This window comes from Desulfosporosinus burensis (genome assembly GCF_054657535.1).
The window spans coordinates 186,168-208,551 of record NZ_BAAHYN010000007.1 but is presented as its reverse complement, the minus strand read 5'-3'; the positions used below and the strand labels follow the sequence as shown (position 1 = coordinate 208,551).

Annotated in this window: 22 protein-coding genes, 1 pseudogene and 1 riboswitch; of the genes and pseudogenes, 22 read left to right on the top strand and 1 reads right to left on the bottom strand. The window is 45.1% G+C overall.

What is annotated here, in order from left to right; genetic code table 11:
* Positions 1–88 precede the first annotated feature (88 nt).
* The 18 genes and pseudogenes from ACYQ3Q_RS14345 (at position 89) to mobA (ending at position 18,691) form a co-directional block, all read left to right on the top strand.
* The gene (locus tag ACYQ3Q_RS14345; RefSeq protein WP_459929218.1) at positions 89–1,963 is read left to right on the top strand and encodes a sigma 54-interacting transcriptional regulator; all 1,875 of its coding nucleotides are present in this window, start codon (positions 89–91) and stop codon (positions 1,961–1,963) included.
* Positions 1,964–2,280: 317 nt separating this feature from the next.
* The gene (locus tag ACYQ3Q_RS14340; protein WP_459929217.1) at positions 2,281–3,426 is read left to right on the top strand and encodes a hypothetical protein; all 1,146 of its coding nucleotides are present in this window, start codon (positions 2,281–2,283) and stop codon (positions 3,424–3,426) included.
* 26 nt (positions 3,427–3,452) lie between these two features.
* Positions 3,453–4,511 carry a 2,3-butanediol dehydrogenase gene (locus ACYQ3Q_RS14335; RefSeq protein WP_459929216.1) on the top strand — a complete coding sequence of 353 codons (1,059 nt, stop codon included), beginning with the start codon at positions 3,453–3,455 and terminating at the stop codon, positions 4,509–4,511.
* Between the two features lie 287 nt (positions 4,512–4,798).
* A complete protein-coding gene (locus ACYQ3Q_RS14330; RefSeq protein ID WP_459929215.1) occupies positions 4,799–4,975 on the top strand; it encodes a hypothetical protein in 177 nt (58 codons plus the stop codon).
* A gap of 1 nt (position 4,976) precedes the next feature.
* Positions 4,977–5,939, top strand: a complete 963-nt coding sequence (gene pdhA / locus ACYQ3Q_RS14325) for a pyruvate dehydrogenase (acetyl-transferring) E1 component subunit alpha (RefSeq protein WP_459929214.1) — start codon at positions 4,977–4,979, stop codon at positions 5,937–5,939.
* A 26-nt stretch (positions 5,940–5,965) separates the two neighbouring features.
* Positions 5,966–6,937 (top strand): alpha-ketoacid dehydrogenase subunit beta, encoded by a 972-nt coding sequence (locus ACYQ3Q_RS14320; RefSeq protein ID WP_459929213.1) that lies wholly within the window; start codon positions 5,966–5,968, stop codon positions 6,935–6,937.
* Positions 6,938–6,947: 10 nt separating this feature from the next.
* On the top strand, positions 6,948–8,045 hold the full coding sequence (locus tag ACYQ3Q_RS14315) for an ATP-NAD kinase family protein (protein ID WP_459929212.1): 1,098 nt from the start codon (positions 6,948–6,950) through the stop codon (positions 8,043–8,045).
* Between the two features lie 53 nt (positions 8,046–8,098).
* A complete protein-coding gene (locus ACYQ3Q_RS14310; protein ID WP_459929211.1) occupies positions 8,099–9,691 on the top strand; it encodes a 2-oxo acid dehydrogenase subunit E2 in 1,593 nt (530 codons plus the stop codon).
* Positions 9,692–9,709: 18 nt separating this feature from the next.
* Positions 9,710–11,251: a lipoyl synthase gene (gene lipA / locus ACYQ3Q_RS14305; RefSeq protein ID WP_459929210.1), complete on the top strand. Its 1,542-nt coding sequence runs from the start codon at positions 9,710–9,712 to the stop codon at positions 11,249–11,251.
* 14 nt (positions 11,252–11,265) lie between these two features.
* Positions 11,266–11,700, top strand: a complete 435-nt coding sequence (locus tag ACYQ3Q_RS14300) for a glycine cleavage system protein H (protein WP_459929209.1) — start codon at positions 11,266–11,268, stop codon at positions 11,698–11,700.
* A 2-nt stretch (positions 11,701–11,702) separates the two neighbouring features.
* Positions 11,703–13,211, top strand: a complete 1,509-nt coding sequence (locus tag ACYQ3Q_RS14295; RefSeq protein WP_459929208.1) for an FAD-binding oxidoreductase — start codon at positions 11,703–11,705, stop codon at positions 13,209–13,211.
* Positions 13,208–14,377, top strand: a complete 1,170-nt coding sequence (locus ACYQ3Q_RS14290) for a (Fe-S)-binding protein (RefSeq protein WP_459929207.1) — start codon at positions 13,208–13,210, stop codon at positions 14,375–14,377. The genes ACYQ3Q_RS14295 and ACYQ3Q_RS14290 overlap by 4 nt, the downstream gene beginning before the upstream one ends.
* Positions 14,378–14,408: 31 nt before the next feature.
* A complete protein-coding gene (locus ACYQ3Q_RS14285; protein WP_459929206.1) occupies positions 14,409–14,867 on the top strand; it encodes a glycine cleavage system protein H in 459 nt (152 codons plus the stop codon).
* Positions 14,860–15,966: a radical SAM protein gene (locus ACYQ3Q_RS14280; protein ID WP_459929205.1), complete on the top strand. Its 1,107-nt coding sequence runs from the start codon at positions 14,860–14,862 to the stop codon at positions 15,964–15,966. The genes ACYQ3Q_RS14285 and ACYQ3Q_RS14280 overlap by 8 nt, the downstream gene beginning before the upstream one ends.
* On the top strand, positions 15,963–16,979 hold the full coding sequence (locus ACYQ3Q_RS14275) for a radical SAM protein (protein ID WP_459929204.1): 1,017 nt from the start codon (positions 15,963–15,965) through the stop codon (positions 16,977–16,979). Before ACYQ3Q_RS14280 ends, ACYQ3Q_RS14275 begins: the two co-directional genes overlap by 4 nt.
* 38 nt (positions 16,980–17,017) lie before the next feature.
* The gene (locus ACYQ3Q_RS14270) at positions 17,018–17,692 is read left to right on the top strand and encodes a class I SAM-dependent DNA methyltransferase (protein WP_459929203.1); all 675 of its coding nucleotides are present in this window, start codon (positions 17,018–17,020) and stop codon (positions 17,690–17,692) included.
* 203 nt (positions 17,693–17,895) lie between these two features.
* Positions 17,896–18,081: pseudogene (locus ACYQ3Q_RS14265) on the top strand (glutaredoxin family protein); the annotation flags it as partial.
* A 34-nt stretch (positions 18,082–18,115) separates the two neighbouring features.
* Entirely contained in the window at positions 18,116–18,691 is a 576-nt protein-coding gene (gene mobA / locus ACYQ3Q_RS14260; RefSeq protein WP_459929202.1) for a molybdenum cofactor guanylyltransferase, read from the top strand.
* Here the strand turns inward: mobA and fdhD are convergent.
* Positions 18,684–19,469 (bottom strand): formate dehydrogenase accessory sulfurtransferase FdhD, encoded by a 786-nt coding sequence (fdhD, locus tag ACYQ3Q_RS14255; RefSeq protein WP_459929201.1) that lies wholly within the window; start codon positions 19,467–19,469, stop codon positions 18,684–18,686. The genes mobA and fdhD overlap by 8 nt on opposite strands.
* A 156-nt stretch (positions 19,470–19,625) precedes the next feature.
* A riboswitch (molybdenum cofactor riboswitch) is annotated at positions 19,626–19,756 on the top strand.
* A gap of 74 nt (positions 19,757–19,830) precedes the next feature.
* On the opposite strand from fdhD, the gene moaA reads away from it, so the two are divergent.
* From moaA to mog, 4 genes are all read left to right on the top strand, one after another.
* A complete protein-coding gene (moaA, locus tag ACYQ3Q_RS14250; protein WP_459929200.1) occupies positions 19,831–20,802 on the top strand; it encodes a GTP 3',8-cyclase MoaA in 972 nt (323 codons plus the stop codon).
* A gap of 3 nt (positions 20,803–20,805) precedes the next feature.
* A complete protein-coding gene (gene moaC, locus ACYQ3Q_RS14245; RefSeq protein ID WP_459929199.1) occupies positions 20,806–21,276 on the top strand; it encodes a cyclic pyranopterin monophosphate synthase MoaC in 471 nt (156 codons plus the stop codon).
* Between the two features lie 165 nt (positions 21,277–21,441).
* Entirely contained in the window at positions 21,442–21,876 is a 435-nt protein-coding gene (locus ACYQ3Q_RS14240) for an MOSC domain-containing protein (protein WP_459929198.1), read from the top strand.
* Positions 21,876–22,379, top strand: a complete 504-nt coding sequence (gene mog / locus ACYQ3Q_RS14235; protein ID WP_459929197.1) for a molybdopterin adenylyltransferase — start codon at positions 21,876–21,878, stop codon at positions 22,377–22,379. Before ACYQ3Q_RS14240 ends, mog begins: the two co-directional genes overlap by 1 nt.
* The last annotated feature ends 5 nt before the right edge of the window (positions 22,380–22,384 follow it).

Sequence of the window (22,384 nt, the reverse complement as noted above, 5' to 3'; positions counted from 1 at the left end):
AGTGATAATTCTGTTATAAAAAAATTCAGAATAGTCAAAAATCTAGCTTCTTTTACAGTGGGATTTTTTTACAAGGAGGAAAATATTAATGGATTTTAGCGGGGAGGAAATTAATTTACTGGATGTTATTGACTTAGAATTTTTGCAGCAGTTTCAGGACACCTTTGCTCGTGTTACGGGTGTTGCCGCTTTAACATTTGATAAGAATAACAACCCAGTGACTCAGCCGATAAATTTTATTGATATTTGTATGAAGTATAATCGAAGCTGCTCTGAAGGTTTGAAACGTTGTGAAATTAGTGATAAGAAAGGCGCTGAAGAATCAACCAGAATCGGAAAGCCTGCGGTGTACCACTGTGAAAATGGCATGGTTGATTTTGCCGCTCCTATTATGCTGAACGGTGTACGAATCGGAGCAATCCTGGGAGGACAGGTCTTATCAAAGCAACCGGAAAAGGAAAAGTTTATAAAACACGCCGAAGTGCTTGGAATAGATCCTAATGAGTATTTAGAAGCTTTAAATAAAGTCAAAATTATTCCGGAAGAAAAAATAAAGGAAGCGGCAGATTTACTTTATTTGGTTAGCTCTAAAATTTCAAAAATGATAGAAAATCAGTTACGCAAGGAAGAACTTCAAGAGGAAAAAAACCAGGCCTACGAATTGTTGTCCGCCGCGACCAGTAGCGTTACGGAGGGATTGATGGCCGTAGACAACGATGGAAAGATCATTCATATTAATCCAGCAGCTTTTGCCATTATGGAATTGTCTGACAAAGATGTCGTTGGCAAACCATTGAGTTTGATTCTTGGTCCTAACAATAAATTTAGTGAAATAGCCAAAAACTGCATCTGGAACACTGATGAAGAAATTGTCCTGGATCAAGGCGGGGAGCGCATTCATTGCACAAGTTCTTCCCGGCCGATTTTGAAGGAAAACGGTACTATCGCTGGCGTAGTGTTTACGTTGCGGGAAATAAGAAAGGTGCGCAGCTTAGTCAACAGAATGGTAGGGGCAACTGCCCGCTTTACCTGTGAAGATATTATCGGGGAAAGTGTGGGAATGAAGAAAGCATTTAAGCTGATCTCGGTTGCGGCTAATTCCCGTTCCAATGTATTACTTACAGGTGAAAGTGGAACTGGTAAAGAGCTGTTTGCCCAAGCAATCCACAATCATAGCGGTCGCTCGGAGGGGCCGTTTGTCGCAGTCAATTGTGCAGCTTTGCCACGAGAACTCATCCAAAGTGAACTTTTTGGTTATAATGAGGGAGCCTTTACTGGGGCTAAGCGGGGAGGAAATCCTGGTAAGTTCGAACTTGCCAATGAGGGGACCATCTTTCTGGATGAAATCGGGGATATGCCCATGGAATTGCAGGTAAACCTTTTGAGGGTTTTGCAGGAAAGGAAAGTAACGAGGGTTGGCGGAGAAAAAGTACTTCCAGTTAACGTCCGGATTATTGCAGCGACCAACAAGGATCTGATGAGGGCCGTCGAAGAAGGGCGTTTCCGAGAAGATTTGTATTACCGCTTAAATGTACTAAACATTCACATCCCACCCTTAAGGGAGAGAGGGAAAGATATTGAACTCTTAACCATTCATTTAATAAACATTTTCTCTGAACACTTGGGTAAAGAGATCGATGGAGCTGAGCTGGAGTTTTTAGAGGTCATTCGTAATTATTCTTGGCCTGGGAATGTAAGAGAATTACAAAACGCGGTGGAATATGCCATGAATGTGGCTGAGGGGGAATATCTCAGCGTTACGGATTTACCCCGCAGCATACACCGGCAACCGGACTTTTTGAAAGAAGTGGGGAAGGTCATCTCATTAACAGAAATAGAGCGGATTACTGTTGAGTCAACATTAAACCGATTTAATGGCAATATTACCAAAACGGCAAAAGCTTTAGGAATTGGACGCAATACGTTATATGACAAGTTGAGAAAGTTGGGGGTTAGAGCATAGACTGGATTTGACACAATTGACGTGAATGAAGTGCTCGGGAAGCGAACATACTGTTCAGTTCCCGAGCACTTCTTTTTAGAGATCGTATATAAAAAGCTGAACATTCCTTGATTAAGATAGTACTGTCTAGAGGGTTTCTTTAAAGATAGATAACATTGAAACGTTGGCATAATATTTGCAATATATTGAAAATTGGCTGGCCAAATTAATAATTAAGAGGTATCGAGAGTAAACATTAACCATGGGAGATTTTGTTTTGGAACAATTGTAAATGGAGAATTGGAAGAAAAGGCAATTTAATTGGGAGGTGTATGGGTATGGATGCTTCTACTAATGCAGCAGAGAAGGGTGGTGAGATTATTAGCACCAAGAAACAATTTGGTTTATCCGTTAATCCGATCACGTTTGCAATGGCACACCTAACAATAATTCTGGTGGTTAGTCTTGTGGTTTGGAATGTGTTTGCGGATCCAAAGCAAGGCATATGGAAACTGTACCCACAGCCCTTTGGTGCTGTCATGTTCTGGTTCATTTTAGAGGTCGTATTCCTAGCATTTAATGGTGAACTATGGCCCTTTCATCGGCTAAAGCAACCTCTATCAGGATTAGTAACATTTGTTACTGGCGCAGTTTTAGCTTTTCTAACAGTGGGAATACTTGTTTTCGGCATCGGAAGTTTTGAACCGGCTTTTAATCCAAGTGGAGCAGGTTGGACTGCAACCGGCATGATTGTCCTAGTGGGTTTTTATTTCTTCGGTATCTTAGCTACAAATATGGGGCATTGGCCATGGGTGGATTTAGGGCTAAAGCAGCCATGGGTTGGGATTATCGAGTTTTTTGAAGGGTTTTTCCTGGCGTTTTTGGGTTATCTGGTATTAATTTATCCGAGCGTAGCCAGTTGGTCCCAGAGCGGAAAAGTGATTCTTCCATTGGTCACAGCGGTTGGTTGGTTCTATTCAGTTATTGTCTCTTGGCTTACGACCGCCAATGCCTTAGATAACTGGCCGTGGAGCCAATTGGGTTCAAGAGCCAAAACTGCTCTGGCATCACTCCTTGGCAATTTTGTCATCGGTACAGGAATTTATTTCTTGTTCTTGGCTTTGCTTAAAAATTTTCTGATCCCTGTTGAGGCGCAGAAATCTCTTGGAGTTGCGATTACAATGTGGCCAGCTCAATTAGGTGTTTGTATCTTGTTTTGGGTCTTAACGTGGTCGATAGTGTTTGACAATCAACCTCTAAATACCGTCTCGAAAAAAGTTATTAGAGTAGTAATTACGTACGGCCTAGGGGTGATAACATTTTTGGTTTATACTCGGTGGTTTGCGATTTCGATACTGCATGAAGCTGAGATCAGCAAAGGGTTCGGTGGAGATCCATTAACGTGGATAGATTTAATGATTTTAGTCATGTTGATTTATGTCGTATATTTTGGTTCTTATGGCTTAATTAAAAAGAAGAAATAAGGTTTGGAATAAAGGAGAGATGATTAATGAAAGCAGCAGTGTGGTATGGAAGAAAAGATGTTCGCGTTGTAGATGTACCAGAGCCACCATCACCGGGTGAAGGGTGGGTAAAGGTTAAGGTGGAGTGGTGCGGGATCTGTGGTTCCGACCTCCATGAATACTTGGCAGGTCCGATTTTCATTCCGGTCGCTGAACCAGATGCCCTCACGGGAAGTATAGCACCAATTATTCTTGGACATGAATTTTCCGGAGAAGTGGTTGAAATTGGTCCAGGAGTTAAGAATGTTCAGGTGGGAGATCGGGTTGCACCAGATGCATGCCAAGTGTGTTGGGAATGTTATCATTGTAAACGCATGAATTATAGTATGTGTGAAAAGTTAGCGTTTACTGGGTTGATGACCGATGGTGCCTTTGCAGAATATGTCAATGTCCCAGCCTATACTATGTATAAAATTCCAGATGATATGTCCTACGAAGTAGCAGCTGTCATCGAGCCGATAGCAGTTGGAATCCATGCCGTTCGACAGGCACCAGTTATTGAAGGAGATAAAGTTGTTGTCCTAGGCGCTGGAACAATTGGGCTCGCGACTTTACAGGCTGCCAAGGCAGCTGGAGCAAGTAGAGTCTATGTGATTGAAATGGCTAAGGCTAGAAAAGAATATGCTCTAAATATGGGGGCGACGGCAGTCTTCGATCCGAGAGAAGTGGACGTTGTGGCCAAGATTAAGGAACTTACCAATGGATTAGGAGCAGATATTAGCTTCGAATGTGTCGGTAATGAGAAGACAGCACCACTGGCCATACAATTGGCCCGAAAAAGCGGTAAAGTTGTCATGGTGGGTATCTTTGAACGTGAAAGTTCGTTTAACTTTTTTGAGGTAACCGCTAATGAAAAACACATTATAGGATCCTTAGCCTATAATGGAGAGTTTGCTACAGCGATTGATTTGTTGAATGATGGGCGGCTTTCTGCAGAACCCATGATTACAGGAAAAATTAAACTCGAAGATATTATTGAAAGGGGATTTGAAGAGCTGGTAAACCGGAAAGAGGCAAATATTAAAATACTGGTCTCTCCGCGCTAGGTAATACAATTCGTCTGAAAAAACGCCTGGAATATCTAGGCGTTTCAATTTTAATAGTTATAGATTGTTGTTTGTTGTTCGAAGATCGAACGGGTGTTCAATTCGCGACCAACAGAAGGATACCGGGCAAAATCAAATATACAACTTTGATATCTTTAAATGAATTGTAAACATTGTTCCTTCAAGGAATTTTCGTATTATTCATAGTATTTTCTATACAAGTTTAGGCTGGCACAGGGTTTGCTTATATATCATTCAAGACGGGCATTCCAAGGAAAGGGATTTGTATGAATCTACATTCGTTCGGTAGAAAAGATATCAAGGAAGGGGGGATGGAAGTAGAGGTGATGTTAGCGCCGGGATTAGGCGATGGCGTTGATAGCATCCAAGTTGTTAATGTTTGTCTGACAGTCTATGTGGATTTGGACTGGAATCAAAGCTTATTCGGAAGAGGAGTGATTTAAAGTGGCGCTTAATAAAGAACAAATGCTTGACTTATATCGTCAAATGCGTACGATTCGTGAATTTGAAGAGACCGTGGCTAAATTTTTTTCACAAGGTCAAATTCCTGGTTTTGTTCACCTGTATATCGGTGAAGAGGCTGTGGCAACCGGAGTCTGTGCGAACTTAGAAAAACAGGATTATATCGCTAGTACTCATCGGGGGCATGGGCATGGGATTGCCCGAGGAGCATCGATTAACAAAATGATGGCTGAGATTTTCGGTAAGATCGACGGAGAATGTAAAGGAAAAGGCGGTTCCATGCATATTGCCGATGTAGAATTGGGATTTCTTGGCGCGAATGGGATTGTGGGTGCAGGTATGCCCTTAGCAACAGGGGCGGCTTTTGCCGCTAAATATATGAAGACCAATGGAGTCGCGATCTGCTTCTTCGGGGACGCAGCATCAAACCGGGGGACGTTCCATGAGTCGTTGAACATGGCGAGTATTCAGAAGTTGCCTGTGATTTTCGTCAACGAGAATAATATGTATGGTATTTCGATGAGCCAGGAAAGGCATCAGAACATTACAGACATTGCAGACCGTGCAGGGTCCTATGGAATGCCGAGTATGGTCGTTGATGGCAACGACGTTATGGCTGTCTATGAAGCAGCAGAAGAAGCTGTGAAGCGTGCTCGTGCTGGTGGAGGCCCCGTCTTAATTGAATGTAAAACATATCGACATCACGGCCATTTTGAAGGAGATCCCTGCGTATACCGATCCGATGAAGAAGTGAACGCCTGGAAAGCGAAGGATCCTTTGCCACGGTTCACGAACCGATTGCAAGAAATGAATATGGCTACAGAGGCGGAAATCAATCAAATCGATACTGAGATTAAAAAGGTTATTGCTGATGCGGTTGAGTTTGCTCAGAATAGTCCTGTGCCTACTCTTGATGAACTAACGAGTGATGTTTACTGCGACTAAGGAATTTGAAGGGGTGTGAGATTATTATGGCAGCAATGACATATTCCCAAGCGATTAATGAGGCCCTCGAGGAAGAAATGCGTAGGGATGAGAAAGTTTATATACTAGGAGAAGATGTTGGGGCATTCGGTGGGTGTTTTGGAGTAACAACAGGGCTTCTTGAAAAATTTGGCGGCGAAAGAGTGTTGGATTCTCCGATTTCTGAGACCGCTATTATGGGTTCAGCGGTAGGGGCTGCAGTCGCTGGCTTACGCCCAGTTCCAGAAATCATGTTTGCCGACTTTGTAGGTGTCTGTCTAGATGAGCTGATAAACCAAGCAGCCAAGATGCACTATATGTTTGGTGGAAAGGCTAAGGTACCGCTGACGTTAAGGATGGCCTGCGGGGCCGGATTGGGTGCAGCGGCCCAACACTCTCAAAGCTTAGAAGCAATGATGTGCCATGTTCCAGGGCTTAAAGTAGTTATGCCAGCGACTGCAGCGGATGCTAAAGGTTTGTTGAAGTCTGCCATTCGGGATGATAATCCGGTCGTATTCTTAGAGCATAAAGCCCTTTATGGGACAGTGGGGGAAGTCCCCGAAGGGGAGTATACTATCCCACTGGGAAAGGCGGATATCAAAAGGGAAGGGAAAGATGTCACAATCTTAGCTTATTCCATGATGCTTCATAAAGCGCTAGCGGCTGCGGAAACCTTAGCTCTAGAGGGGATCGAAGCAGAAGTGATTGATCCTCGGACCCTTGTACCGTTTGACAAGGATACGTTGTATAAATCTATAGAAAAAACCGGACGACTGGTTATTGTGCATGAAGCCGTCAAACAGGGAGGATTTGGGGGGGAAATCTCAGCATTGGTCGCGGAAGAATGTTTTGATTTTCTCGATGCTCCCATTAAAAGGGTAGCAGCACCCTTCACTCCTATTCCTTTTGCATCTAACCTGGAAGCGGCATTTATGCCGGATGAGGCAAAAATCATCGAAGCGGTGAAATCCTTTTTCTAGAATACTCCGTGTGTTAAATCGTTCTCCGAGAAGGGCGGCCGATCGTTCGGTTGCCCTTAGCACTTGGGTAGGAGGGGAAGAAATGATTGCAGGAATTATTGCAAATCCCGCTTCAGGAAAAGATATCAGACGTTTGGTGGCTCACGCTACTGTCTTCGATAATCAGGAAAAAGTGAATTTGATCCGGAGAATCTTGCTTGGGCTTCAAGCGGCAGGGGTTAAAAGCGTCTGGTTTATGCCGGACTATTTTGGTTTCTACGAGAGGGCTTTAGATGCCTTCAGCGGTGAGAATCAATTAACCATGGAGACAAAGCTCTTACCCATGCAGTGGAAGGCGAATCAAGAGGATTCGCAGTTGGCAGCAGCCAAAATGATAGAATTAGGCGCTAATTGCTTGATCACTCTGGGTGGCGACGGAACGAACCGGGTTGTAGCTAAAGGAGTTGGGGAGGTTCCGATCTTGCCTGTTTCCACAGGAACCAATAATGTTTTCTCGGTTATGGTGGAAGGAACAATAGCGGGATTGGCAGCTGGGTTAGTTGCCACAGGTGTGGTAGAACAAGAGTTTTCTCTGATTCGGACCAAAAAGCTAATTATCTATATCAACGGTAAAGCGGTGGATATAGCCTTAATAGATGCTGTTGTGCTAGCTGAGCAGTTCATCGGTTCGCGGGCCATTTGGGACATTGGTAAGATCCGGCAGATTGTGGCTACCTGCGGCGAGCCCTTTCATATTGGCATTGCGGCAATCGTCGGGGCGCTGCATCCCATTAATAAGCGGGAAGCCAAGGGGATCAACTTAATCATCGCAGAAAGTGGCGAGCAAACGCGAGATCCAACTCAAGGCTCCTCAATCCAGGTAAAAGCCGCAGTAGGACCTGGCCTGATTCGATCGGTTCCAGTTCGTTCATACGAATTAATGAGCCCCGGACAGAAAGTAGTAGTACGTCATGTCCCTTGTGTTATAGCTGTTGATGGAGAAAGGGAGATTTTGGTCGGCCCAGAAGATTGTGCCGAAGTAGAACTAGTGCAGACAGGACCGTATGTGGTCGATGTCAAAAGCACCTTAAAACGTGCTGCAGAAAAAGGCTTATTCATAAATCGTTAAATCTGCTAAAAGAGTTAAAGTTAATAAGTTGAAAAGTAGGAGGTAAAAGAAAAATGGCCAAAATTATGTTAATGCCCAAATTAGGCTTAACAATGAAAAAAGGAAAAATTGTTAGCTGGCTAAAAAACGAAGGGGAGACGGTTGCCCTGGGAGAAGCACTCTTAGAGGTGATGACGGAAAAAGTAAACATTAAAGTTGAGTCACCTTATAATGGCGTACTTTATAAGATTATTGGTGTTCAAGGTTCGAGTTACCCGATCTCTGTTCCGCTTGCTGTTTTGGCGGAAGAAGGGGAAGATGCCGCTGCATTAGAAGTCCCTCTGGATGAGGCGAAAAGTGTTTTACAAGCGGCACTAACAGGTGGGAGTGGCGACGCACAGAAGAAGAAAGAAGCAAAACCTGTTAAGCCTTTTGGGGTTTTTGCTGGTGCTGGCAAGGTATCTCCTCGTGCGGCTAAACTCGCCGATAAAGAAGGCGTTGATATTGGATTAATTAATGGTAGTGGTCCAAATGGCAAGGTTGTTGAAGAAGATGTATTAAATTACATCGTTCAGGTCAAGGGAGAGACAACTTCGGAACTGCGTCCAATTGATCCTCAGAGCATGCGGGGCGTCATAGCGGATCGAATGATTAAGAGTCGGAGAGAGGCTGCCCATGTCACGATTATGAAAGAAGTGGATATGACCTCGTTGAAAGATGTTCGGGAGCAATTAAATGCGTTGGGCGCGGACAAACGAGTAAAATTCTCCTTTACAGATTTCCTTGTTAAGTTTACGGGACAGGCTTTATCGGAATTCCCGCTTGTGAACTCGCGGAGCACCGATAAGGAAATTGAATTAGCCAAATCGATCAATGTTGGGGTAGCCGTCGCCTTGGAAGAGGGGCTTGTCGTTCCCAATCTGAAAAATGTTCCAATGCTTACCCTGGAACAGATTTCAGCCAAAATTAAAGACCTAGCAACGCGAGCACGCAATTCTGAACTCAATCCGGAGGAGATAGAACAAGGCACCTTCACGATTAGCAATCTGGGAGCATACGGAGTGGAAGGGTTTACCCCCATTATTAATCGACCGGAAACCGCCATTCTCGGTGTTGGAACGATAAAACAGAAACCAATAATGGTCGATAGTCGCTTAGAAAACCGCTTTTTTATGACACTTAGCCTTTCTCTGGATCATCGAATCATCGATGGTTCACTCGCTGCAGAGTTTTTAGGCCGTCTTATAGAAATGTTGGAGAATCCCTATCCTTGGTTCCAGTTACATCCGCAAGGCAATGACGATCTTCTCATCAAGACCGGAGGCAAAGAAACACCTCACGACCTGTTGGGGGCGTTTTCAGGTGGGTTGGAAGAATTGAAAGAAGAAGCCCCAGAATTAGCGATTGGCTTCGAAAGCCTCATGGCTCCAGTCTTTTGCGAAGGGGAACTGGGGATCATGGAAAAAGAATTAATGGCGGTGGCCATCGCCATTTATGGGAAATGTGAGTACTGCATTGCCGCTCATGTTTATAATGCCATGAATGCCGGAGCATCTGGTGATCAAGTGCTGGAGGCAGCCGGAGTCGCTGTCGCTTTTGGAGGCGGCCCTGCAATGGCTTATACCGTAACAAAAGTTCGCGAATGCATCAAAGCTTTTGGCGGTTAAAGAAAGCGGGGATAACCGATGGTTGGGTCTTTTCACCCCACGTATCTTCTTGACCTCGGGAAAGCGGACTATAAACCGGTTTGGCAACTTCAGAAAAACTTACAAAATCTCAGGATTAAGGGTCAGGTTGCGGATAGCTTAATCTTGGTCGAACACCCTCCCACAATCACGTTGGGGAAAGCCAGCAGCAGTGAACATATCTTGGTTAGTGAAGAATGGCTCGCTGCTCATGAATTCCAGGTTTTCCAGATCGAAAGGGGAGGAGATGTTACTTACCACGGTCCGGGCCAACTTGTCGGCTATCCGATCCTAGATCTCAATGAATACAATAAGGACATCCATTTATTGGTTTATAAATTAGAAGAAATGCTAATAAGAACGCTTTCTGCATTTGGAATTAAAGCGGCGCGACGTTTTGGGTTTCCCGGAGTGTGGGTTGGGGAGAAGAAAATTGCCAGCATTGGATTAGGGGTAAATCATTGGGTGACAATTCACGGTTTTGCTCTTAACGTTAACCCGGATTTGTCTCAATTTAAGACCATTGTCCCTTGCGGCTTGCCTGGTGTGCAAATGACTTCGCTTGCAGAAGAACTGAACCGCTCGATTAGTATCTCCGAGGTCAAAAATAGGGTCATTGAAGAAATGTGTGCGCTTTTTCAATGGGAAATTCGCTCTATATCCCAAGACGTGGAGAGATTGTTGGTTGTTGACGGCCTGAAAGCAAAGGTTTTTCGACCAAGTTGGTTAACGGTTCAGGCTCCTTCGTCGGGTGTGATGGAAGAAATGGAAGGGGTTTTAGCAAAGGGCCGCTTGCATACGGTTTGTGAGGGAGCACGTTGTCCCAACGCGGGCGAATGCTTTGCTCTAGGCACCGCCTCGTTTATGATTCTAGGTGACGTATGCACCAGGGGATGTCGTTTCTGCGCAGTAAGCAAAGGAATCCCCTGTTCTCCCGATTCGGCAGAAGCGGAAGCGGTGGCGGAAACCGTCAAAACCCTTCACCTTAAACACGCAGTGATCACCTCAGTGACTCGGGATGATTTACCAGACGGCGGAGCAGGGGAGTTTGCCCGAGTTGTGAGAGCCTTGCGCCAAAAGACTCCCCAAACAAGTATTGAACTGTTGATTCCAGATTTAGCGGGATCAGAACAAGCGCTGGAAACTATTGTTGCCGTTAAGCCAGAGGTCATCGGTCACAATATCGAAACGGTACCCGATCTTTATCCTCGCGTGCAGCCGGGGGCAAATTATGAGCGCTCGTTAAAAGTTCTATCAGATATTAAAAGACTGGATCCTGCGATCAAAACTAAAAGTGGTTTGATGGTTGGCCTTGGAGAGAAAACACAGGAAGTTTGTCGTGTTATGGAGGACTTGCGCAAGGCAGGGTGTGATTACCTGACCATCGGCCAATACTTACAGCCCACGCCGAAGCACCTGCCAATAATGGGATACATTTCTCCGACTATGTTTGCTTGGTACAGGGAACAGGCCCTGGAGCGTGGCTTTGAAAAAGTGGAATGTGGCCCATTAGTCCGCAGTTCCTATCATGCGCAACCATAATGGAGGTGGAAAGTATGGCAATTATTGAAGGATATAATTTACCGGATGACCTCTACTATACTGAAGACCATGCCTGGGTGAAAGTGGAGGGAAATTTAGTCAGAGTAGGAATGAATGATTTTGCCCAGAAATTGGCGGGAGATATCTCGTTTGTTAAACTACCCAAAGTCGGTAAAGACGTAACAATAGGTAAACTTCTCAGCTCTATGCAGTCGGGAAAGTGGGCGGGACGTATCGAGGTACCTGTAACCGGTAAGATCGTGGAGGTCAATAAAGAGTTACTGTATGAACCGCAAAAGATGAACCAGGATTGTTATGGAAATGGATGGATTGCGCTGATCGAGCCTAACAATTTCCAGGAGGACTTAGGCAAACTCATGGATGGTTCAAAAGCCGCAGAGTGGCTTAAGGGAGAAATTGCCCGGAATGTTCCGGGTAAGGAGGGATAGTCATGGAACATGCTTTGCAAAAAATATGTGGGAAAAGGGTCACCACCGACCCTTTTGAATGTGCCCCATATGCTAAAGATGTAGCCTATATCCCCGGTATTCTTGTCCATTTACTCACAAATCCCGTACCGAAAGCCGTGGTTCAGCCCATCTCGGCAGAAGAAATCTCGAGTTTGATCAAGTGGGCAAAGCAAGGCAAAATACCGGTCACCGTCCGGGGCGGAGGCTCTACCGCCTATTTCAATTCCGTTCCGATGCGAAGTGGTTTAGTAATTGATACGAATCGCCTCCAAGGGTTTTCCAAACTTGAGCTAAGCCAGGGGAGCAATAGAAAAATGGTCTGGGTCAAAGCAGGGATGACTTGGAAAGACCTGGATGACGGATTGCGACAGCAGGGGTGTGCGGTTTGCTCAAGCCCTAGCAGTGCCCCCTCCGCTACTATTGGAGGGTGGGTTTCCATGGGGGGGTTAGGAATCGGTTCTGTCCCTTACGGTTCAGTTCACGATCAGATTATGGCCATAAGGGGGGTGACGGCCACTGGGGAAATAGTGGAACTCTCACGACCTGACAAAGATCCTGCCAAGATACAGGGATCTGAGGAATTAGGCTTACAATTTAGTGATTTGATGGGCACTGAAGGAACCCGGGGAATTATTACGGAGATTAAGTTGTTGGTGCGTGACGTTCCAGAAAAAGAGGAACACCTGCTAGCGGTATTTAATAATGAAACGGATACTGGCTCGATGATGTCCTGGCTAGGGGGAGAAAATTTTACTTCTCTGTACAATGTTCATTTTAGTAGTCCGGAATTCATCATGACGCTCCAGGAAGCTGGATACGCTCATGAGATTCCTCTGGGAAAGTTCAGCCTGGAAATTGATCTTGAGGGCAAGCGTGACGAGGTGGATGAAGCGGTTGCTCACATCAGAAACCATGTGCAAGTCCTAGGCGGGACTTTATTGCCTGATGGGGTAGGAGCAGAGGAATGGGCCGATCGGTTTAAATCCCTCCGGCTTGAACAAACACTTCCTTCCCTACAAGCGGCAGAAATTACACTCCCTGTCAGCAATTTTGCGGCCTTTTATGAGGGGTTAAGTAAATTGGGCCAAAAGACAAAGACCCTGTGCGTTACCTATGCCCATCTCGTGTCTCCTGAAATGGCCTTGGTGATGGTTCTTTATCCCTCAGATGAACTTAACACGATCCGTTACATTGCCGATCTTAGTTTCATCAGCCAGATTTACAAGTTAGGACAAAGCTTTGGTGGTAAACCCTACGTCATTGGCCTTTGGAATACTCCTTATTTGGGAAAAGTATATGACCAGGGTGAGAGAGAACGTCGGCGCCAGCGCAAACGCGCTCTAGATCCCCAAGCTCTACTGAATCCCGGAAAGGGTTACAATCCCCCGTCAATTATTCTAAACAGCTATGTCTTTGGTTTTGGTATGATCATGATTGGTCTCTTTCGACCATTGGTCCTTAAAATCCTAAAAGGAGGAAAAGGACGATGAAAACTATCGAAGAACTTCGGAAGCAAATAGCCAAAACCAGTTATATCTGCGGAAGCTGCGGCAGTTGTCGAAGTGTCTGTCCCGTTTACCGAGAAATTGGTTGGGAATCCTCTGCACCCCGAGGGAAAATTGCTTTGGCCAAAGAGGTATTCCTGAAGAAAAAAGAGAAAAAAGCTACGGACCAATATGCCCAACGTTTGCAGGAGTGCACGCTGTGTGGTAAATGTGCGGAAATATGTGCAGCTGGGATTAATACACGTGAGCTCTGGTTGAATCTGCGGGAAGATTTAAGGGCTCGGGGAATGGAGCATCCCAACTTAACCCAGATGGCTCTGCAAATTAAAACTACTCACAATATCAGTACGTTCCCCAATGAAGATCGCCTTGACTGGGTGGACGATTTAGATGAGGTTGAGGTAGAAGTCTCAAAAGCCGGAAGTGAGGTCGCCTACTTTGTAGGATGTGTGTCTTCCTTCTATCCGATGTCGGTTGGAATTTCCCAAAGTATTGTAAGCTTATTGGACCGAGCCAACGTTAATTATACCGTTCTAGGTAGTGAGGAATGGTGCTGTGGATTCCCCCTCATCGCTTCGGGAAACACTCAACAAGTCACTGAATTAGCCAAACACAATGTGGAAAAGGTGCGCGCTCTCGGGGTCAAAACCTTAATAACGGGCTGCGCCTCCTGTTACCATACCTGGACACACGAATATCCGACGATCCTTGGGGGAAATCTTGGCTTTGAGGTGCTCCATGCTACACAGTATCTGGCTGGATTAATCCGTAAAAGACAATTAGTGCCTGGCAACTTAGATGAAACCGTCACTTATCATGACCCCTGTGATTTGGGTCGTAACAGTGGGATCTATGACGAGCCCCGAGAGCTTTTACAGGCTATAGAGGGGCTTAGCTTTGTAGAAATGCCTCATCGCCGGGAAATGGCCGATTGTTGCGGTGGTGGGGGGAATCTGGCTGCCGTAGATAAGGATTTAAGTCAAGCTATTGCTGTGAAACGGGTACGTGAGGCTGTAGCAACCGGGGCAACTATTTTTACCTCTGCGTGCCAGCAATGTGTACAGACTTTACAAATGGCGGCAAGACAGGAAAAATTTCCGCTTGAGGTCTTAGACGTTACTGAGTTGCTGTGGCGTTCCTTGGAAGAATAGTTTATGCACGTTCCTGAAATAGAATAGGATCTTGGCTACTTGCACGAACGAGAAAGAGGGTGAGGATATGAAGGTCGGAGAGTGGAATTTCCCAGAAGACTTACTCTATGATGAACACCATCAGTGGCTTAAAAGAGAAGGAGACACCATAACCATTGGCTTAACCGATTACGGGCAATACACCAGGGGGGATATTTTGTACTTGAGTTTGCCAGAATCCGGTACTCAGGTGAAGGCAAGAGAGGCGGTAGGTTCTCTGGAAACGGGAAAATGGGTTGGACGCTTTTATGCTCCCCAGACAGGGGAAATTTGTGCCGTGAACGCGGAGGTCCTGGGAAACACACGCTTGATTAATCAAGATCCCTATGGGCACGGTTGGCTCTTTAAAATAAAAGCGCATTCCTCTGAAGGGCCAATGCATATGACCGTAGAGCAACTCAAGGTGTGGTTAGAGCTGGAGTTAGAAAGGGAGAAGGCCTGTGATGTCTAACACTCACGCTTATCGTTCCCAAGGTGAACTTACCCAAGAGATCGAGGATATGGGCTTAGAAAGTCCGGAGGTTATCCAAACGAGTCTTGCGGCTGCGATGACACTCGGTTTAAAGGGCGGTATTTTTTATCGTAATGCCCAGCTAACCTGCTTAAACTTGCTCCTGACTTATCAAGAGGGCTGTCAGGGACGCTGCGGTTATTGCGGCTTGGAACAAAAACGTTCAGAAAAAACCAAAGGAACAACCTTCATCCGAGTTGCTTGGCCCACCTACTCCTTTGATCTCATTCTCGAACGGACGAAACAATATCAAAACTCTTTGAAACGAATTTGCCTATCCATGATTACCCATAAGAGAGCCTTTGAGGATTCGTTAAACCTTGTATCTCGTTTACACAATGAAGTCAATTTGCCGATTAGTATTCTTTGTACCCCGACGTTGATCCACAAGACGGAAGACCTGCAAAAACTCAAAGAGGCTGGTGCCGATCAACTTGGGGTGTCGATTGACACAGCTACCGCAGAAATCTTCCAAAAATACCGAGGAAAAGGTGTACGGGGACCTCATCGCTGGGATCATTACTGGGAGATTTTAAGAAAGGGTGTTGAGGTTTTTGGACAAGGCCAGGTCAGTGTTCATCTTATTGTCGGCCTAGGAGAAAGCGAACAAGAGATGGCCATGGCTTTGCAGCAAGTACACGATTCAGGCGCGGTGGGTCATTTGTTTTCGTTCTATCCCGAACCGGGGAGTGCTTTGGCTGAGAAAGCGGCACCCTCCATTGGTCAATACCGCCGTATGCAATTAGCCCGTTATGTAATTATGAATGATTTGGCGAGTGCCAAAACTATGTGCTTTAATAGTTCTGAACAAGTTTATGATTTTGGGATGGATGTCGAACCTTTTGTCGCTTCCGGCCAACCTTTTCGTACGTCCGGCTGTCCCGGGCAGGATGGAGAAACTGCCTGTAATCGGCCCTATGGCAATGAACGCCCAGGTATTACCCTAGCCAATTATCCTTTTATTCCCAATATACGAGATGTGGAGCAGATAAGGGGTGAACTCTACGCCGGGCTCATGGAGGGTGGTGAACAATTGTGAATTCGCTAAAGTGCTCCGAACTTCGCCAAAAGAATATGATAGGGAAGACTATTATCGAAGGTTGGACGGAATTTGATCAAAGTGCGAACTTACCTGATCTGCTAAAAGAAGCCTGGAACCTGCGCCGAAAAACCTTCCCTGATTTCATCCACTTTGCAGTTCCCGGCGGGAGGCATTATGATGGTAATAATTTTTGCAATTCAGGCCGATTCCTTATTGTGAGCATCACAGGAGTCTCTTGTGCTCTTCTATGTGACCATTGTCAGGGAAAAATGCTGAAGGGAATGATTCCAGCCCCAACACCGGAAAAACTACAGGAACTGGGAACCAAGCTGCGGAAAAAAGGAGTTACAGGGCTTCTTATAACTGGAGGATGTAATCATAAGGGCCAGGTCCCCCTTAAGCCTTTTTTGTCGGCTTTAACTTATCTAAAATCCCTGAATTTTACGATTCATGTGCATACCGGCTTAGCAGATAAGGAAACAGCAGTCGGGTTGAAACAGGCTGGGGTTGATAAAGTTTTTCTGGATATGATCGGTGATGCCGCTACAATTCGCCGGGTTTATCATCTGGACCGCAAGCCTAGTGCCTTTAGAGATGCTTTAGAAATTCTGCTAGCCGAGGAGTTAGATGTCGTCCCGCATGTGGTTCTCGGCTTAAACTACGGGGAAATCATGGGAGAAGAAAACCTTATTCAAACGTTAAGTGACTATCCCTTGGAAACGTTGGTATTGGTTGCTTTACGAGCCGTGCCGGGTACTCCGATGGGCGGAGTTATTGGACCGGATCCGGCTGAGATCATCAGGATCACCGCTCAAACTCGTCTCTTGAATCCTTCGCTTAAAATTAGTTTTGGTTGTGCTCGACCCTATACTCAAAAGGCTTGGTTGGAGAGAGGGCTCATAGCGGCGGGAATTAATACGTTGGCTTTTCCACTTGATGAAACCATAGACTTCGCTTTAGCGTGTGGGTTGAAACCTGTCATGAGTGAGATGTGCTGTGGTGGACTGTAGGGAAAAAGCAGAAAGAACTAAAGTAGGGAGTAATTATAATGCCGATTGAACTATTTGACCCGATAGCTGAAGATTATGACAACTGGTACGAAACAGAAATAGGACGAGTAGCCGATCAAGTAGAGCGGGACCTGGTTGTTCAGCTCTTTCAACCATCCGGTCCCAAGCTGTTAGAAATTGGGTGTGGAACCGGACAATACACCACTAAGCTAGCGGAACAGGGGTATCATATCACGGCTGTTGATATATCTGAAAAAATGATGGCACGAGCTCGAGAAAAAATTGCGAACTTAGGATATCAGGTTAAGTGGCTCAATGCGGATATCACTCAAATTATAGATCAGCTTGAGCAATATCATGGTATTCTTTCGATGAGTGCTTTCGAGTTTATTCCAAATCCGGAGGAAATTTTAGCTAGATTATTTGAGCATATAGAGCCCAAAGGGTGTCTGGTGATTGGAGTGATTGCGGGAGAATCTCCCTGGAGCGAGTTCTATGGTAGGAAAGCTAATGCGAAACCTGAATCCGTTTTTGCCCACGCCCGGTTTTACACGGAATCCGAAATTCGTCAATGGAAGGTAGGCGGACGGCTTGAAATTGGCAAAGCACTTTATTTTCCGCCTGAGGTGTCTTCGGTAGAACGAGCTTTAACAATGGAAAAGCAAAAAAATACGAACCCTAATTTTATAGTCGCCAAGTGGGTAAAAGAATGATCGTTGGATATCTGATAAAGGAGAGACGCAAATAATTTGCGGACTCTCTTTTATTGTAACGTGACAATAAAAGTCCTATATGGTACATTGAAGTCAGAACAGTAGTTTAATTTCAGATAGAAATCAAATAGGTTGAGGGGTGAAGACTTATAATACAACAAGAAGTGATTATGTATACTGTACCCCTTTGACCTCACTGTTTTCGCGCTAAGCGATTCCTTTCGGGTAAAGGGATTTTGTTTACAGAGAAAAATATTCTATTTCCTAAGCACTTAAAAGAATTGAGAAAAGTGACGGATGCGATCGGAGTACCCGTAACCATCGTGGGGAAACGGATTCTGACCCGCTTCTCGTCCGCTGAATACGAGGAGGTCTTCAAAAATTACTAAGCCGCTGCAGGACTTCGGAAACCAACTTCCCAAATTGCAAGCGACCGGGATTTTATTAGCCGGTGGGAAAAGCTCACGCATGAAAAAAAACAAGGCCTTCCTGGAACTGGAAGGAAAGCCCTTAGTAGAGCGGAGTCTAACTGTCTTACAAACAATATTTACAGAAGTTTTAATTAGCAGCAACAAGCCTGAATTGTATGCAGGTTATGAAGTACCTGTCATTCAAGACGAGATTCTTGAGCGGGGCCCTTTAGAAGGGCTCCATCAGGGCTTGAAATCGGCAACCAATGATTGGGTTTTCTTTGTGGCTTGTGATATGCCTTTTTTGAGAGCCGAGGTTATCCGTTTTCTGTTTACTCGGATTTCAAATTATGACGCCGTTGTTCCACAGCTACAGTCCGGCCTTCACCCTCTGCATGCCTATTATCATCGGCGTTGCCTTCCGTTTATCAAAAAAAATCTTGAGGCAGATCGCCTCAAGATCATAGATTTTTACTCGTCTTGTGCCGTGCGGTATGTGGAAGAAACGGAACTCGAGGGGTTTTCTGATTTGAGCAGAGTTTTTTGTAACGTGAATACACCAGACGATTGGTCGGCGATTCTTAATTAGTAATCCGATCATGACAGGTATATATATTTAGGCGGCGATCCCTTGCAAACCCCACGACAGTGATGTTCAAAGCGTTGGCCTGAGAAAGGGCCATATCCGTCGGCGCACCACGAGCGATAAGGATGGGCACTTTCATTTTGGCAACCTTAAGCAGGATTTCCGAGGAGACTCGGCCACTGAAGAAAATGACATGGTTTTCAAGACTAATACGAGAGCGAAAGGCACTTCCACTGAGTTTATCAAAGACATTATGTCTACCGATATCGTAGCTTGTCAGAACAATCTCACCTTGATTCCCGACTCCGCCGCTATGGATACCACCCGTCTCTTGAAAGAGTGGAAGATAAGATTCCAAGTACTTTGCATATTCATACGCTTCTTGGAGTAAGATGCTATAGGTTGACGTAATCGGTTTAACCATAAGTGCATCATTGGCATAACAGAATGAAGCCCTACTTTTACCGCAACAAGCGGAAACAAATCGTTTACTCATGAGTTCTTTTTGCAAAAGACAAGGTTTTCCTTCCACCCAAACCAAGTGGTCAACCGGATCGTGGCGAATTTCATAGACATCCTTAGGAACCTGTATAAAGCCTTCATTGATCAGAAAGCCAAGAGTAAGTTCTTCAGTTTGGGAGGGGGAGCATAAAAGAGTAGCGATCTCCTCACGGTTATAATGGATGGTTAAAGGGACTTCTCGGACCACAGTGTCTTGCAACCACTCAAGCTTTGGCCCATGGGCTTTAAGAATGGAATGGGTAACCGTTTCGTTTGGCATTGTTACCTCCTTGAAGCATTTCTTTCCTCTAGTGTACCTTAATTTAAGGTAAACCTGAATCATTTTTTAAAAAATAAGAAAAAATAAACGTATAAAAATAGATGTGGAAAAAAGGAATTCAACCATTAATCACGAACTATCTTTATAAGGTTAAATTGAATCGTCTCGCTCCGAAGCTGGAACCCCTAAAGCTTAGGCTATGGTGACCAGACTAGTGTCGAAAGACACTCGGGTATTATGGGAAACTGTAATATCTCCTGCTGGAAAGGAGTCTGTCGACAGGTGGATTAGATTCCCCGGTTGTTTACAGACCGCGGGTTTTTTTGTTTACCCAAATTTAGTCTTGAAAAGAGGAGTGGCAATGCAGGATCAATTTCTTAGGAAAATTGACTACCTTAGAATTTCAGTAACAGATCGATGCAATCTGCGCTGTAAATACTGTATGCCCGCAGATGGAGTTCAATGGATGCCTCATGAGTTGATTCTTTCTTTCGAAGAAATACTAAGGCTAATGAAGATAAGCACGCAACTAGGATTCCGTCGATTCCGTATCACAGGAGGAGAACCCTTAGTTCGTAAGGAGATTTTAGAATTTCTACGGGAAGCGGCTCAACTTCCAGGGGTTGAGGATCTTATGCTGACAACTAATGGTATGTTACTCCCGGAAATGGCCTTTGACCTAAAAGCGGCGGGTGTTCAGCGCGTTAATATTAGTTTGGATACCATGGATCCGAAGCGCTTTTCTGAAAATACTCGAGGTGGAGATGTTTCGAAAGTAATTCAAGGCATTTTCCGATCACTCGAAGCAGGTCTGAATCCGGTGAAAATCAATGTCGTGGTTGTCAGAGATTTTAATACGGAAGAGTTGCCTAATTTCCTGACCTTGGCTAAGGAATATCCATTGCATGTCCGATTCATTGAACTCATGCCGATTGGAGTCAGTTCAGATCATCGTACGGAGTTCGTCCCCATATCGGAAATGAAAGAACGTTTAGGGATCCATCAGGAGGTTCCTACCCAAGATATACTTGGAGGTGGACCGGCAGAGTATTTTCGACCGAAAGGATATAAAGGAAGTGTCGGATTTATCAGTGCCCTAAGCCGTCATTTTTGCGATTCGTGCAATCGGGTGCGTTTAACAGCGGATGGGAAACTACGTCCGTGTTTGCATAGTAAACATGAAGTTGATTTGCGTGAGACTTTGCGAAAGAATAGTTCGGACTCGGATATTATGAAGTTGTTTGCGCAAGCAGTTTGGCATAAACCCGCAGAACATCATATGAATAACGAAGCGTGGCAAGATAAGCGTGTCATGTCTCAGATCGGAGGGTAAGCAGTGGATTTAACACATTTTGATGAAGAAGGACGCGCCCGGATGGTGGATGTAAGTGACAAAGCAGAAACAGCAAGGGTTGCGGTTGCTCAGGGTAAAGTACTAATGAAGCCAGAGACACTGGAACGCATTCGTTCAGGCCTTATCGCCAAAGGAGATGTTTTGGCGGTCGCGCAAGTAGCGGGGATTATGGCAGCAAAACAAACCTCACAATTGATTCCCATGTGCCATCCGTTAGCAATCACTGGGGCAAAACTTAGTTTTAAATTAGGAGAACCGGGTGAAATTGATATCGAAGCTAGTGTCAAGGTCCATGGAAAGACTGGGGTGGAAATGGAGGCCCTCACCGCGGTTAGTGTTGCTGCCTTAACTATTTATGATATGTGTAAGGCTATCGATAAAACTATGACGATTAGGGATATTTATTTGGTCGAGAAGCTTGGGGGCAAAAGCGGACATTTCGTACGTGACTAACCGCCACTAAGCATTACAAGTTTAAAGTAAGTGGCGGTAAGTCCTGGATAAGTTCAACTAACGCTTCTGAAGCTGCGCTTCAGAAATGAAGTTTCCTAGATCGTAATTCAACATGGATGGTAAGAGAAGAGAAGGTAAGAAAAGGTGTGAAGGAGAGGCTATAATATGGGTAAAATTATCGCTGTTTGTACGAGTGAGAAAAAAGGTATGCGCAAGAAGAACGTAGGAGAAGGGATCTTGAAAGTTAATTTTGGTCTTGAAGGAGATGCACATGGTGGAGATTGGCATCGAATGGTGAGCTTACTTTCCATGGAGAGCATTAAGAAGATGACGGACAAAGGGTTGGACGTAGGACCAGGGGACTTTGCAGAAAACCTTACAACTGAAGGCTTGGAACTATTTACTCTTCCGATTGGAACTAAGCTTAAAATTGGAGAAACTAGTATAGGAGAGGTCACCCAAATCGGTAAAGAATGTCACACAAAATGTGCAATTTTCTATCAGGCGGGGGACTGTGTTATGCCAAAAGAAGGGATTTTTATCCGACTGCTTGAAGGCGGAATCGTTCGTGTAGGAGATAATATTGAGGTGATATCTTAATGATTCAAGTAGGGGTAATTACAGCTAGTGACAAAGGATCTCGAGGAGAGAGGGAAGATCTATCTGGGCCCACCCTCGCTAAGCTTGTTCAAGAGATCGGTGGACAGGTAGTGGAATATGTGGTGCTCCCTGACGACCAAGCGTTACTAGAGGAAACGATGCGCCTTTGGGCAGATGAACGCAGCTTGGACTTGATTTTAACGACGGGTGGAACTGGTTTTTCTATGCGGGACGTGACACCTGAGGCAACATTAGCCGTAGCAGACCGTATGGTTCCAGGCATTGCTGAAGTAATGCGCATGGAAAGCCTTAAAGTGACTCCTAAGGCGATGCTAAGCAGAGCGATCGCTGTCCTTAGAAAGCGAACTTTGATCATAAATATGCCGGGCAGTCCTAAAGCGGTGAGCGAATGCTTTGCAGCAATTGCCTCGGCAATTCCTCATGGAATTCAGATTCTCAAAGGGGAAGCCAGTGAATGCGCGTCAACGTTAAAGCAACCTTGATCATC